A 13,521-nucleotide genomic window follows, 5' to 3' on the forward strand; every position below is an offset into this window, starting at 1 on the left:
CGTTTTCGGGGATCACAGCGCTCAACGCAAACCGCGAAAATCGGCGCATCAGGTGGGCTCCTAGAGCTCTTCTTCCACCCCCGGGCCACTCAACGCGCCCCCATTCTGCAACAGCTCCCTACCTGGCACGGTGTCACATTACGGTCATTTTTTGTGGATAGCATCCAGTTTCCGCCCCAATCTGGTCTATACCACACGGCTATCCCATGAAAAAAATGCTGATTACGAGTTTGCTTGCAAGTGCCTTGTCGATTGCGGTTTCTAGTGCGTACGCGCAGCCGGACCTGGATGTTTTAGTCTCCGCAGCCAAAAAAGAAGGCGCGGTCAATAGTTTGGGCATGCCGGATAACTGGGCGAACTGGAAAGATACGTGGGCCCAGATCACGCAAAAATACGGCCTGGTACATCAGGACACCGACATGAGTTCGGGACAGGAAATCGCAAAATTCGAAGCTGAAAAATCGAATGCATCAGGCGACATCGGCGACGTTGGCCAGTCTTTCGGCCCGATTGCAATCAGGAAGGGCATTACCCAGGCCTACAAGCCGACCACCTGGGACGATATTCCGGCTTGGGCCAAGGACGCTGACGGTCATTGGATGGTGGCTTACAGCGGGACCATTTCCTTCATCAGCAACAACAAGCTGGTCAAGAATCCGCCCAAGACCTGGGGCGATTTGCTCAAAGGCAGCTATAAGGTGACCGTAGGCGAAGTGGGCGTCTCGGCGCAAGCCAATAGCGCTCTGCTGGCAGCGGCGATTGCCAATGGCGGCAACGAAAAGAATCTGGAGCCTGCCTACAAGTTATTTGCCGAGCTGGCTAAACAAGGGCGGCTTTCCATGACCGATGCGAATATCGCCAACATGGAAAAAGGTGAAGTGGAAGTTGCGCTGTTATGGGACTTCACGTCATTGGGCTACCGCGACAAGATCGATCCATCCCAGTTCACGGTATCCATTCCCGCGGATGGTAGCGTGAGTGCCGGCTATTCAACCCTCATCAACAAATACGCGCAGCATCCGAACGCCGCCAAACTGGCGCGTGAATACATTTTCAGCGATGCCGGCCAGATTAACCTGGCGCGGGGTTATGCGCGTCCGATTCGCAGCAACGTCGTCCTGCCGAAGGATGTAACGGACAAGCTGCTGTCAGCTGAGCAATATCGTAACGCCAAACCGATCCAGGATTTCGCGGCTTGGGAGACGACTACCAAGGCCATACCACGACAGTGGCAAGAACAAGTCATGATTTATAACAAGTAATTCCACCCGCGTTAGTTCACCTCTAAAAGCGCTACTGCGCGACTTGGTCGTTCGCTACGGCTTTTAGAGGTAACCATTAGAACAGAGAGCAGGGCAATGGCCGCACTTAGGTTTTCCTGCGACCGTCTCTCGCGCTCACTTATCAAAAACCATGTAACACGGAATTGCTAGCTGTATGACATCTGCATTGAAACCGCTGGCAATGCCAGTGACTATCGACACCCGGCATTACCCACGCTTTCGCCACTGGCGGGCGGCGCTGGTCCTGCTGCCTTTGTTATGTGTATTGGCGCTGTTTTCACTGGCACCGACGGCATGGCTGCTGATCAACAGCGTGCAGGTTGATGGCGCATGGTCGCTGGCGAATTTCAGTGAAATCCTGCATTCCCCGTTTTACCGGCAGGCCTTTGGCAACAGCCTCTGGGTTTCCGTCTGCTCCAGCCTGATTGGATTAGCCATCGCGCTGGTGGCCGCCGCTTCATTGAAACGGGTGGATTGCGTTGTCCGCGACATGACGGTGGCTTTCACCAATATGACCAGCAATCTAAGTGGGGTGTCATTGGCATTCGCCTTCATTATCGTGATGGGAACCAATGGCGCCGTGACATTGCTCTTGCGGCGATGGGGTTGGCTGGCTGATTTTAATCTATACACGCAGACTGGGCTGACGCTGATTTACAGCTATTTCCAGATACCGCTGGCGGTACTGTTGCTCTACCCAGCCTTTGATGCGCTGCAAGACGATTGGCAAGAGGCCGCCTCTTTACTGGGTGCCAGCCGTGCCAGTTACTGGCGCTTGGTTGCGTTGCCAGTGCTGCTGCCGGCGGTATTCGGTACTTTCATTTTGTTGTTGGCTAATGCCATGGGGGCGTATGCCAGTGCGTACGCACTGATGACCTCTAACTACAACCTGGTCACCATCCGCATTTCCAGCCTGGTAGCTGGGGACATTTCTCTGGAACCGAATCTGGCGGCAGCACTGTCCGTGCTTCTGGTGGCGATGCTGGTGTTCGTGGCGATGGTCAACCAGTTCTTAATGAAGAGAAGCTACCATGCACACTAACCGTCATCACCAGTTCGTGCTGTATGGCTTGATGGCTCTGCTCAGTACCCCTGTTCTGGCGACCCTGATTTATTCATTTTCCCAGCACTGGGGTGCAACGATATTACCCGACGGGCTGACGTTCGACTGGTATCTCAAGTTGTGGCAAGAACCGCGCTTCTTGAGCGCATTTAGTCACTCCCTGTTGATTGCACTGGGCACATTGGTCTTCAGCACAGTGGTCATCGTGCCTGCGGCATTTGTCGTGTTCTATTATTTTCCGCACTTGGATCGTTGGATGAACATCCTGATTTTGATCCAGTTCGCGGTACCGCCTGTGGTCTCATCAGTGGGCTTGTTGCAGATTTATGCCGACGGCCCGCTACCGCTGATCGGTACGCCGTGGGTACTGATAGGGTGCTATTTCACGATTGTCCTGCCGTTCATGTACCGGGCACTCGCCAACGGTCTGCAAGGGCTGAACGTGCGTGACCTGATGGATGCGGCGCATCTGCTAGGGGCAAGCACTCCCGCGGCTTTTTTGCGGGTGATCTTGCCGAACATCCGCAAGGGCCTGATGGCCGCGTTATTTCTCTCGTTCTCTTTGCTGCTGGGCGAGTTCGTGTTTGCCAACATATTGGTTGGCAGCCGTTACGAAACCTTGAACGTCTATCTCTATTCCGTGCGCTCCACCAGCGGCCATTTTGTGAGTGCCGTGGTGATGAGTTATTTCATATTTACGCTGGTCGTGACCTGGATTGCCACCCGCTTGAGTCGATAGGACTGTGCGATGAATTATCTTGAAGTATCCAACGTGTCGAAATACTTCGGCAAAGGCTCGGGTAAGACCCGCGTGTTTGACGATATCAATTTCAATATCAAGGAAGGCGAACTGGTGACCCTGCTCGGTCCCAGTGGTTGCGGCAAGTCGACCTTGTTGCGCTGCATCGCCGGTTTAACTGAAGTTGATAGCGGCCAGATCCATGTGGCAGGAAATAACATTACCCGTTTTGCTCCGCAAAAACGTGGCATCGGCATGGTATTCCAGAGTTACGCGTTGTTTCCGAATCTGACGGTGATGGGCAATATTGCTTTCGGCCTGAAAATGCAGGGCGTCTCTGTTGATGAAACCTTCCAACGGGTGACCGACGCGGTTCGCCTGGTTGAATTGCAGGGGCACGAGAACAAATTCGTGAGTCATCTCTCCGGCGGCCAGCGTCAGCGCGTCGCCCTGGCGCGGGCATTGGTGGTGCGGCCACGCATCTTGCTGCTGGATGAACCGCTGTCGGCACTGGATGCGCGGATCCGCAAGAACCTGCAGGAAGAGATCAGACGGATCCAGTCGCAGTTGAAACTGACGACCATTTTTGTGACCCACGATCAGGAAGAAGCGCTGATGCTGTCCGACCGCATCATCGTGATGGATGGCGGTCGCATCGTGCAGGAAGGGAGCGCTGAGACAATCTACACACGTCCAGCCAATGGTTTTGTAGCGCGCTTCATGGGCAGCTACAACCTGCTGGATGCCAGCCAGGCAGAACAACTGCTTGGCCTGCACATACAAGGCCAACTGGCAATCCGGCCGGAAGCGATCCATGTGGCGCAAGCCGGCCGCAGCTATGGCCCACATCTGGGTGCGCCATGCAGCGCCACCGTACGTCACCATCAACTGCTCGGCAACGTCATTCGTTACCACGTCGATGCGCAAGGCTGCTCGTTGATGGTCGATATGCTCAATCGCAGTTCAGGATCCTTGCTGCCGGCAGGCGCGCGGCTTGACCTGCTGTTCAATCGTGAAGAACTGCAGGAGGTCGCATGACGATTTTGGCTATTTTTGACATGGACGACACCATTATCGATTGCGATAGCTCCAGTCTTTGGCTGCGCTATCTGGTGCAGCGCGGTGTGGCAGCAGCCGACATGTTGGTCACCGAACAGGCAATGATGCAAGCCTATCATCTGGGCGAACTATCCATGGCGCAGTACATGGACTTTACGCTCCAGCCGTTGTCTGGAGTGGCCGTCAGCGAAGTGGAACGATGGGCTGATGACTTTGTTGCCAGCATGATTTCCACGCGCATCTTTCCAGCTGCGCGTCGGCAAATTGAGTGGCATCGCCAACAGGGAAACACGCTATTAATCATCTCGGCTACGGCTGACTTTATCGTCCGCCGTATCGCCACCCTGCTGGGCGTGGACGAGGTGATCGCCATCGAGCTTGAACAGGTAGCAGGCAGCTTTACCGGCGCGACTAAAGGGGTCCTCAGTTTTCGGGAAGGCAAGGTAAAGCGCTTGCAGGCGTGGCTGCAGATCCATGGCAACAGCTTGCAAGGCAGCTATGGCTACAGTGACTCGGTGAATGATTTGCCGCTATTGCACGCGGTCCAGCATGCGTGTGTCGTCAACCCCGCACCGGCGCTAAAACAGGTCTGCGACCAGCATCAATGGCGACAGTATGACTGGCAGTTGGCGCAACCTGAGCGCAGCGTTACGGGGCAGGCCCAGGGGGCGGAATGTCGTTAATCCAGTCGCGTTTCGATGCATTATTGCGCCACAAGGCAGCGGGCCTGCCGGTACCTCAGCTAACCCCGGCGCTGGCGATCAAGCTGCTTGAACGACTCGATAGCATGCGCTTGTTCGCCCATGCTTACCCCCAGCTGATGAAGCTGACCTATGGTACATACCGACCGATTGACCTGCTGGATTTCGCCTATCGTCATGCACTCGACGGCATCAGCATTCATCTACTGGATGGCGAAGAGCGTAGTCTTCAGCAGATGAGCGACGATCAGCTACGCATTGTCAGCCAGAGGGCCGAGGCGCTGGGGTTGGACATCCACCTGGAAATCAGTAGTACCCAAAAGGCGGACGTGGATCGGGTGGTTGAGGTGGCGCATGTTATGGGGGTGCAAAACATCCGCGTCTACTCGCGCTATGGAGGACGGCTTTCCGACGTTTTAGACACCATCGAATCGGACTTGCACTACCTCGCCAAACAAGCCGAACGGTATGACCTCTACATTGACTTTGAACAGCATGAAGAGCTGAAAAGTCGCGAAATTGTCACGCTGCTCGAGCGCATCAATCATCCACGGCTGCACGCGTTGTTCGATTTCGGCAACATGATCAATGCCGCCGAACAGCCGTTAACGGCTCTGAAAACCTTGGCTGCGCATATTCGGCAAGTGCACATGAAAGGTGTGCGTGTCATTCCCGAGGAAAATGGAGTCGGTCACTATGGCGTGCTACAGGGCAGTGCCGAGGATGACCTGCCCAATGCCCGTATGTTGTTCGAGCTGTTGATGCTCGGAGAGAGTGGCCCCCAGGTCATCGCCTTTATCCTGGAGCAGGAAAACCACTATATCGCCCCCGCATTCCGTCAAGTGGACGAGGACGAAGACCCGATTATTCCTTACCGAGAGATGAGTCAAACCTCACTGCCCGAAGGTTTTACGCTGGAGCAGATGATGGCCGAGGAGGAGCGTTGGGCAATCAACCAGATCGTTTATGTCCGCGGTCTGCTGCAAGAGTTCAGATTGCTGGCAGAACTTGCGCTTCAGCGGGAGGGGGAGTCAGCGTCGTCCTGCCAGGATTTGCCATGAGCCGCCGTGGGGTTGCACTTCCAGGCACAGGCCTTGTTCGTCATAAAGGCGACAGGCCTTAGGCGTAATGCCTTTTCGAGCTGATAAGGCACTTTGCTGGCCCCGAAGTCTGAAAAACATCGCCAAAATCATTTTATTTTCAGATGGTTAGGTGAAATACAATTGCGCACTGTATTTGTCACGATGATCTCGTTTGCCCTGGCGAGCGTTGCAGTCTGTGTCCAGGCCAAGGAGCTGATCCCGAATGATCGGTTTATGTGCAGTTGGGGGGCGGGTACCGCCGCAAAAGCCCAGGAACTCAAGCTGTCGGGTGTCTCACTGTATGCCGCTCGCCAGAAGATACAGGCTTACAAGTTCAGCAAGGGCTGGATGCGAATGATGGCTTTGGGCATTACCGAGCAAACCTACGACAGTCAATCGCGGTTCAAACCCGCTGCCGTTCGGGAGAGCTTCTACGAAGAGTGCGTCAGGTATAAGTTGGCGCGTAAATGACGATGTGACATGGATGCATTGGCGTGGGCTGAATGACCCACGGAGCGATGGTTATCAACGACCCGCTACAGGTCGGTGAGCATCGCCGCACGTATCTCCCCTCAATCCAACTCAAAGATTTTAAGCATGAACCTACGCAAAATGGCAGTGGGGCTGTCGGCCCTTGTTTTGTTCTCGACCGGTGCGGCAGAAGCTCGCAACCTGCTGGACTTCCTCAAACCGCCCAGCCAGCATGAAGAGCAAGGGCATCGCGCAGGCTCGATCAGCCAGAGCGCGGCGATTGACCTTTATTCAAGCAAACAGCAACAGGCATCGTTTGATGGGTGCGCAGACCTGTTCCCGGCAGCCACGCCGATCAACATGGCCAGTGTGCCTGCAACCATGAAGCCCTTGGCCCTGTGTTCCGACAACTTTGCGGTGCTGTACTCGCAAACCAGCAAGACTCCACTGGTTGTGGTGGAGCGTCTGAATTCAGCCCAGCTACAGGATGCCAAGGGTGAGGAGCGAACCAATCAGTTCTATCCGGACCCACGCATTCCCAAGAGCGGGCGGGCAGAGTTGAGCGACTACCATGGCCAACATCCGGCGGTGGATCGTGGCCATCAGTCCCCGGCAGCCGATGCACCGAATCCGCACGCAATGGCCCAGTCCTTTGCGCTGTCGAACATGGTGCCGCAAGACCCGACCAATAACCGGAAGATCTGGAGCAAGGTCGAGTCTGATGTCAGAAAGTTCGCGATGCGAGCCGATGGCAATGTCTTTGTCTTTACCGGCCCGCTCTTTGACGCGGGTCATGCCACCATTGGCGACAATAAGGTCTGGGTACCTGACCGCCTGTTCAAGCTGGTCTACGACGCTTCGTCCAAGCGCGCCTGGGCCTATGTGCTACCCAATGCGGAAACCCGCGTTGAGAAGCCGCTGGACTATGAGACTTTCGTGAAGACCACGGGACTCAAACTGCTGGGAAATCTACCGGTCTCGGGTTCGGTGGGTCGCTCTTGATTTTCGAGCGTCCACTTCCCTTGGCCTCTCGGTCGTCTGCTCAAGGAATAAATCGGTAACCAATACCGGTTTCGGTCACCAGGTGCCGAGGCTGGGACGGGTCGGCTTCGATTTTTTTGCGCAGGCCTCCCATGAAAACCCGAAGGTACGGGGTATCGGCGGTGTGCGAAGGACCCCATACCGCTTTGAGGAGTTGCAGGTGTGTCAGCACTCGGTCCGGATGCGAGCACAGATGAACCAGCAAACGGTACTCCAGCGGTGTGAGGTGCAAAGGGGCGCCGGCACGCTCCACGACGCGTCGATCCAGATCAATTTGAATGTCGGAGAAACTCAGCACCGCGCGATTCTCGGCATCTTTCACGCGCCTGCGTAACAGGGCGCGAACGCGGGCGAGCAGTTCTCCGGTGCCGAAGGGTTTCACCAGATAGTCGTCGGCTCCGGTGTCCAGGGCCAGAATTTTGTCGGACTCCGCGCCACGGGCAGACAAGACAATGATCGGTACCTCTGACCAACTCCGTACGTCGCGGATCAGGTCAACGCCATCACCATCGGGAAGTCCGAGGTCGAGCACAATCAAGTCTGGCCGACGCGTCCCCGCGTCGATCAGGCCGCGCTGAAAGGTCTCGGCTTCGTGCACTTCCAGGCCATCGGCTTGCAGGGCCATCCGTACAAAACGGCGGATTTCCTTCTCGTCTTCAATCAGCAGGACACGCAGCACGGGTTCGCTCATGGTGGGTCCTCGTCAGTCTGCTGCGCAAACGGTTCGATGATCGGTGGCTCTTCACGGGGCAGACGTAACGTGAAGCGCGCACCGCCTTCCGGGCGGGTGATACCCAGCATCGTTCCTCCATGCGCCTGGGCAATGGCTCGGCAGATGGCCAGGCCCAGACCGACGCCGGGAATCGAGCTTTCCTTTTTTCCACGCATGAACTTGTTGAAGATCGCCTCTTCGTGACCGTGGGGCAATCCTGGCCCTTCATCGGCGACCCATAACTCGATGCTCTCCGGCGTGGCGCTGGCGCCTAGGCTGATGGCGGTGTCGGGCGGGGTGTACTTGACGGCGTTTTCGAGCAGGTTGATGAGGATGCGCTCGATCAGTACGGCGTCGATGCGCACCGGTGGCAAGTCATCTTCCAAGTCAACCTGCACCGAACGCTCTCCCAGAATTGGATGGATCGCTCTCAGGGCGCTGCCGACCACGTCTTCGATGGGTTGCCACTGACGATTCAACACCACTTTGCCGGATTCAAGACGAGCCATGTCCAGCAGGTTATTGACCAGCGTATTCATGCGCAGCGCGGATTCCCCCACCGCCGTGGCGATCTCGGCGGCTTCGCCTGTCAAGGGCGGCTTGGTCAGCTTGAGCGCTTCGGCGAGCCCGACCATGACCGAAAGAGGCGTCCGCAGGTCGTGGGAAATGGCCGAAAGCAGCGAGTTGCGCAACCGCTCGGATTCCATCTGAACCGTCGTGTCCTGAGCCACATGGATGTAGTGAATCCGTTCGAGCGAGATGGCCAGCAACGACGCACAGGTGTCGAGCAGGCGTCGTTGTTCTGGCACCACCAGCCGGGTCGTGTCTCGCGGTTGCACGGCCAGGACCCCGCGCACCCGCATGGGCGCCGACAAGGGCAGGTAGAGCGTGGAGCTTGAGGGCAGGGTGTCGGTGCCGTAGCCGGCCGGCTCGGTTTTGTCGAACGACCACTGGGCAATCGCAACGTCGACGTGCGGTGCGTCCCCCGTGACCATGGGCGCCAGCAGTTTATTGTTGTCGTCAGCGACCAGCAGTGCCGACCGGGCGCCAAATTCGGCCGCCAGGAACTGCGCGCCGATTTCCGCGACTTGTTCGGTCAGCAGTGCGGCGGACAATAGGCGCGACATGTCGTACAACCCGCGCATGCGGTCTTCGCGCCGTTGCGCCACCCGTGCCTGATAGGTCAGGCTGGCGGTCATTTGCCCGATCACCAGGGCGACCACGAGCATGACGCTAAAGGTCACCAGATACTGGATATCGGCGATGGCGAATGAAAAACGCGGTTCCACAAAGAAAAAGTCGAAGGCGCCGACTGAAACAAAGGCCGCCATGATGGCCGGGCCACGACCAAAGCGAACCGCGACGGCAACGACGGCCAGCAGGAACAGCATGACGATGTTCGCCTGCTCCAGTAGCCCGGCCAGAGGCAGGGCAAGCAGGGTCGTCACCGCGCAGAGCACCGCGCTCCAGATATAAGGTCGCCAGATGAACGGGCTTTTGCCGGCAGTGGAGGTGCTTTCGGTTTGCGGGCGACGACTGTCCGGCAGCGAGACTTGAATCACGTCGAGATCGGCGCCCAGCATAGCAATCCGATCCGCAAGCACCTGCCGCCAGAGTCGGCGCCGCGGACGTTCGTCACGGCCCAGCACGACTTTTGAAAGATTGTGCTGCCGTGCGTACTTGACCAGCGTCTCGGCAATGTCCTGGCCGGCCAGGGTCGAAATCTGCGCGCCCATGTCCTGGGCCAGTTTCAAGGTCGCCAGCACGCGACGGCGCTTGGCCTCGGGCAATCGCTGCAAGGCCGGGGTTTCGACATACACGGCGTGCCACGGCACGTTGAGCTGAGCGGCCAGGCGTGCCGTCGAGCGTACGGTTTTTTCGGCCTGTTCATCGGGGCCGATACAGGCGAGCAGGGAATCGCGAGTTCCCCAGACCGGTTTGACCGCACTGCTTTGGCGGTACTGCAACATGTCGCTGTCGACACGGTCGGCGGTGCGGCGCAGCGCCAGTTCACGCAGGGCGATCAGGTTGCCTTTGCGGAAGAAGTTCTGCACCGCACGCTCGGCCTGTTGCGCCAGGTAAACCTTGCCTTCCTTCAAGCGCTGCAACAGGTCGTCGGGTGGCAGGTCGACGATGACCACTTCGTCGGCGGTGTCGAAAACATGGTCAGGCACGGTCTCCCAGACGCGAATGCCGGTGATGCCGCCGACAATGTCATTCAGGCTTTCGAGGTGCTGAACGTTCATCGTCGACCAGACGTCGATCCCGGCACTGAGCAGCTCCTCCACATCTTGCCAGCGCTTTGGATGCCGGGAGCCGACGACATTGGAATGGGCCAGTTCGTCGATCAGGATCAAGCCCGGTTTGCGCGCAAGAGCGGCGTCCAGATCGAACTCGGTCAGTGTGCGGCTCTTGTCGACGACCTGCCTGAGCGGCAGGTGTTCAAGCCCCTCGGTCAGGGCCAGGGTTTCGGCGCGACCGTGGGTCTCGATCACGCCGGTCAGCACATCGATGTTCTGCAGTTTCGCCGTCTGGGCAGCGGCCAGCATCGCGTAGGTTTTGCCGACACCGGCGCTGGCACCGAAAAAAATCTTCAGCCGACCGCGTTTGGCTTGCGCTTCTTCTTCGCGAATCTGTGCCAGTAGCTGGTCCGGGTCAGGACGTTGTTCGGCCATCAAACTCACCGTGTGTTAGCGCTTAATGTGCGGCGTCGAGTGCCAGGTTCAGTGCCAGGACGTTGACCCGAGGCTCGCCGAGGAACCCGAGCAGCATGCCATCAGAGTGTTCGTTGATCAGATCTCGAACCTTCTCGATCGGCAGGTTGCGCACCCGCGAAACCCGGCCCGCCTGATACAACGCTGCGGCAATACTGATATGCGGATCAAGACCACTGGCGGAACTGTAGACCAGGTCGGCGGGCACCGTGGCGGTGTTGCCAGGGTCAGCAGCATGCAACGCGTCGATGCGGCCCTTGAGCGCGTCCGCCAGCGCCGGGTTCAGCGGGCCCAGGTTCGAGCCGCCCGAGGCCAGAGGGTTGTAGGCCATGGGGCTGGTGGCGGAAGGGCGGCTCCAGAAATACTTCGGATCACTGAAGCCCTGACCGATCAGCAAGGACCCCACGGTTTTGCCGTCTCTTTCGATCAGGCTGCCCGCCGCCTGATGGGGAAAGACCAGCCGGGCGATCCCGGTGGTCAGCAGTGGATAGGCCAGACCGGTGATCAGTGACAGTGCAATCAACAGGGTCAACGCCGGACGCAGCAGAGATACCATGACAGTGCTCCCTCAAACCAGACCGACAGCGGCCAGCGCCATGTCGATCACTTTGATGCCAATGAATGGAACGATCACCCCACCCAGCCCGTAGATCAACAGATTGCGACGCAGCAGCAGGGCGGCACCGACCGGGCGGTACTTCACGCCCTTGAGCGCCAGGGGAATCAGGAAAATGATAATCAGCGCGTTGAAAATCACCGCCGACAGCACCGCTGAGTTCGGGCTCGTCAAGCCCATGATGTTGAGTGCCGCGAGCGGTGGGTAGGTGGAGACGAACGCCGCTGGCACGATCGCGAAATACTTGGCGATGTCGTTGGCAATCGAGAAGGTGGTCAGCGAGCCACGGGTCATCAGCATCTGTTTGCCGGTTTCCACCACCTCGATCAATTTCGTCGGGTTGCTGTCCAGGTCCACCATATTGCCGGCTTCCTTGGCGGCCTGAGTCCCGGAGTTCATCGCCACCGCGACATCCGCCTGAGCCAGTGCCGGCGCGTCGTTGGTGCCGTCGCCGGTCATGGCCACCAGTCGGCCTTCGGCCTGGTAACTGCGGATCAGCTGCAACTTTTGTTCGGGTGTCGCTTCGGCCAGAAAATCGTCGACACCGGCCTCGGCGGCAATGGCGGCGGCGGTCACCCGGTTGTCGCCCGTTACCATGACGGTCTTGATCCCCATGCGGCGCAATTCGACGAAGCGCTCCTTGATCCCGCCTTTGACGATGTCCTTGAGTTCGATGACGCCCAGCACCTTGGCCCCGTCGGCGACCACCAGCGGCGTACTGCCCCGGCGCGCCACTTCTTCGACGACGGTTTGCACCGCTTCGGGGAAATGCCCGCCCAGACTCTGGACATGCCGCACAATCGCTTCACCGGCACCCTTGCGCACTTGCCGCGTGCCCATGTCGACGCCGCTCATGCGGGTCTGCGCCGAAAAGTGCACGAAGTGCGCCTGCAGCGCCGCGATGTCGCGTTCGCGCAGGTTGAACCGTTGCTTGGCCAGGACCACGATGCTGCGCCCTTCAGGGGTTTCGTCAGCCAGTGATGCAAGCTGCGCCACATCCGCCAGTTCCGCCTCCTTGATACCCGGCGCCGGTAAAAACGCCGAGGCGTGACGGTTGCCCAGGGTGATGGTCCCGGTCTTGTCGAGCAGCAACACGTCCACGTCACCGGCGGCCTCGACGGCGCGGCCGGAGGTGGCGATCACGTTGGCTTCCATCATGCGGCTCATGCCCGCCACACCGACCGCCGACAGCAGCCCGGCGATGGTGGTGGGAATCAGGCAGACCAGCAGTGAGATGAGCACGGTGATCGAGACCGGCGCTCCGGACTTGGCCGCCGCGACCCCGAACAGGGAGTAGGGCAGGAGCGTCACCGTCACGCCGAGGAACACAATCGTCAGTGCGACCAGCAGGATCGACAAGGCGATTTCATTCGGGGTCTTTTGCCGTTTGGCGTTCTCGACCATCGCAATCATGCGGTCGACGAAGGTTTCGCCAGGGTTGGTGGTTACGCGGACGACGATCCAGTCCGACAGCACCCGCGTGCCACCGGTCACGGCAGAGAAGTCGCCGCCACATTCGCGGATCACCGGGGCCGATTCGCCGGTAATGGCCGACTCATCCACCGAGGCCGCGCCTTCGATCACTTCGCCGTCGGCGGGGATCACCGAGTCCGCTAGATCGCCCGCTTCAACCACCACCACATCGCCTTTGCACAAGTCGCTCGACTGAGCCAACTGCCACTCGGCGCCGTAGTGCGGCTCGCGCAGTTTCTTGGCCCAGGTCTGCTTTTTCAGGTCGCGCAGGGAGGCTGCCTGGGCCTTGCTGCGGCCTTCAGCGAGCGCTTCGGCAAAGTTGGCGAACAGCAGGGTAAACCACAGCCATAAGGCAATCGCGAGGATGAACCCGGTGCTGGCCTCACCTTTGCCGCTGAGGGCCTGGACCCACAGGCCGGTGGTGATGATCGCGCCGATGTAGACGACGAACATCACCGGATTGCGCCACTGGATCCTCGGGCTGAGTTTGCGCACCGACTCGAGCATGGCCGGAGTTATCAGTTTTGGGTCGAACAAGGAGAACGCTTTGCGTGTCATGGTCGTGGT

12 protein-coding genes are annotated in these 13,521 nt (G+C 58.5%); 8 read left to right on the forward strand and 4 right to left on the reverse strand.

What is annotated here, in order from left to right:
• Positions 1-206: 206 nt before the first annotated feature.
• The 8 genes from AC1RPZ_RS20810 to AC1RPZ_RS20845 all read left to right on the forward strand — a co-directional run bounded on the left by AC1RPZ_RS20810 (position 207) and on the right by AC1RPZ_RS20845 (position 7,400).
• Positions 207-1,262 carry an ABC transporter substrate-binding protein gene (locus tag AC1RPZ_RS20810; protein WP_493138991.1) on the forward strand — a complete coding sequence of 352 codons (1,056 nt, stop codon included), beginning with the start codon at positions 207-209 and terminating at the stop codon, positions 1,260-1,262.
• 202 nt (positions 1,263-1,464) lie between these two features.
• Positions 1,465-2,325 (forward strand): ABC transporter permease, encoded by an 861-nt coding sequence (locus AC1RPZ_RS20815; protein WP_493139127.1) that lies wholly within the window; start codon positions 1,465-1,467, stop codon positions 2,323-2,325.
• Positions 2,315-3,085 carry an ABC transporter permease gene (locus tag AC1RPZ_RS20820; RefSeq protein ID WP_493138993.1) on the forward strand — a complete coding sequence of 257 codons (771 nt, stop codon included), beginning with the start codon at positions 2,315-2,317 and terminating at the stop codon, positions 3,083-3,085. Before AC1RPZ_RS20815 ends, AC1RPZ_RS20820 begins: the two co-directional genes overlap by 11 nt.
• A 9-nt stretch (positions 3,086-3,094) precedes the next feature.
• The gene (locus tag AC1RPZ_RS20825; RefSeq protein WP_493138994.1) at positions 3,095-4,123 is read left to right on the forward strand and encodes an ABC transporter ATP-binding protein; all 1,029 of its coding nucleotides are present in this window, start codon (positions 3,095-3,097) and stop codon (positions 4,121-4,123) included.
• Positions 4,120-4,827 carry an HAD family hydrolase gene (locus AC1RPZ_RS20830; RefSeq protein WP_493138996.1) on the forward strand — a complete coding sequence of 236 codons (708 nt, stop codon included), beginning with the start codon at positions 4,120-4,122 and terminating at the stop codon, positions 4,825-4,827. Before AC1RPZ_RS20825 ends, AC1RPZ_RS20830 begins: the two co-directional genes overlap by 4 nt.
• Positions 4,818-5,906, forward strand: a complete 1,089-nt coding sequence (locus AC1RPZ_RS20835; protein WP_493138998.1) for a sugar phosphate isomerase/epimerase family protein — start codon at positions 4,818-4,820, stop codon at positions 5,904-5,906. The genes AC1RPZ_RS20830 and AC1RPZ_RS20835 overlap by 10 nt, the downstream gene beginning before the upstream one ends.
• A gap of 162 nt (positions 5,907-6,068) precedes the next feature.
• Entirely contained in the window at positions 6,069-6,398 is a 330-nt protein-coding gene (locus AC1RPZ_RS20840; protein ID WP_493139000.1) for a hypothetical protein, read from the forward strand.
• A gap of 126 nt (positions 6,399-6,524) precedes the next feature.
• A complete protein-coding gene (locus AC1RPZ_RS20845; RefSeq protein ID WP_493139002.1) occupies positions 6,525-7,400 on the forward strand; it encodes a DNA/RNA non-specific endonuclease in 876 nt (291 codons plus the stop codon).
• Positions 7,401-7,440: 40 nt separating this feature from the next.
• Here the strand turns inward: AC1RPZ_RS20845 and kdpE are convergent, their stop codons facing one another.
• The 4 genes from kdpE to kdpB are packed head-to-tail and all read right to left on the reverse strand — an operon-like array spanning position 7,441 to position 13,512.
• Positions 7,441-8,130 (reverse strand): two-component system response regulator KdpE, encoded by a 690-nt coding sequence (kdpE, locus tag AC1RPZ_RS20850; RefSeq protein ID WP_493139004.1) that lies wholly within the window; start codon positions 8,128-8,130, stop codon positions 7,441-7,443.
• Positions 8,127-10,826: a two-component system sensor histidine kinase KdpD gene (gene kdpD, locus AC1RPZ_RS20855; RefSeq protein ID WP_493139006.1), complete on the reverse strand. Its 2,700-nt coding sequence runs from the start codon at positions 10,824-10,826 to the stop codon at positions 8,127-8,129. Before kdpD ends, kdpE begins: the two co-directional genes overlap by 4 nt.
• Before the next feature lie 22 nt (positions 10,827-10,848).
• A complete protein-coding gene (kdpC, locus tag AC1RPZ_RS20860; RefSeq protein ID WP_493139008.1) occupies positions 10,849-11,421 on the reverse strand; it encodes a potassium-transporting ATPase subunit KdpC in 573 nt (190 codons plus the stop codon).
• Between the two features lie 12 nt (positions 11,422-11,433).
• A complete protein-coding gene (gene kdpB / locus AC1RPZ_RS20865) occupies positions 11,434-13,512 on the reverse strand; it encodes a potassium-transporting ATPase subunit KdpB (RefSeq protein WP_493139009.1) in 2,079 nt (692 codons plus the stop codon).
• Positions 13,513-13,521 lie beyond the last annotated feature (9 nt).

Source organism: Pseudomonas sp. GW822-FHT02D10 (assembly GCF_058802345.1).

Excerpts from the sequence above, each read along its gene's own strand:
- AC1RPZ_RS20845 (WP_493139002.1), top strand. The coding sequence starts at position 6,525 with ATGAACCTACGCAAAATGGCAGTGGGGCTGTCGGCCCTTGTTTTGTTC.
- kdpE (WP_493139004.1), bottom strand. The coding sequence starts at position 8,130 with ATGAGCGAACCCGTGCTGCGTGTCCTGCTGATTGAAGACGAGAAGGAA.
- AC1RPZ_RS20820 (WP_493138993.1), top strand. The coding sequence starts at position 2,315 with ATGCACACTAACCGTCATCACCAGTTCGTGCTGTATGGCTTGATGGCT.
- AC1RPZ_RS20830 (WP_493138996.1), top strand. The coding sequence starts at position 4,120 with ATGACGATTTTGGCTATTTTTGACATGGACGACACCATTATCGATTGC.
- AC1RPZ_RS20810 (WP_493138991.1), top strand. The coding sequence starts at position 207 with ATGAAAAAAATGCTGATTACGAGTTTGCTTGCAAGTGCCTTGTCGATT.
- AC1RPZ_RS20825 (WP_493138994.1), top strand. The coding sequence starts at position 3,095 with ATGAATTATCTTGAAGTATCCAACGTGTCGAAATACTTCGGCAAAGGC.
- kdpB (WP_493139009.1), bottom strand. The coding sequence starts at position 13,512 with ATGACACGCAAAGCGTTCTCCTTGTTCGACCCAAAACTGATAACTCCG.
- AC1RPZ_RS20835 (WP_493138998.1), top strand. The coding sequence starts at position 4,818 with ATGTCGTTAATCCAGTCGCGTTTCGATGCATTATTGCGCCACAAGGCA.
- kdpC (WP_493139008.1), bottom strand. The coding sequence starts at position 11,421 with ATGGTATCTCTGCTGCGTCCGGCGTTGACCCTGTTGATTGCACTGTCA.
- AC1RPZ_RS20815 (WP_493139127.1), top strand. The coding sequence starts at position 1,465 with ATGCCAGTGACTATCGACACCCGGCATTACCCACGCTTTCGCCACTGG.
- kdpD (WP_493139006.1), bottom strand. The coding sequence starts at position 10,826 with ATGGCCGAACAACGTCCTGACCCGGACCAGCTACTGGCACAGATTCGC.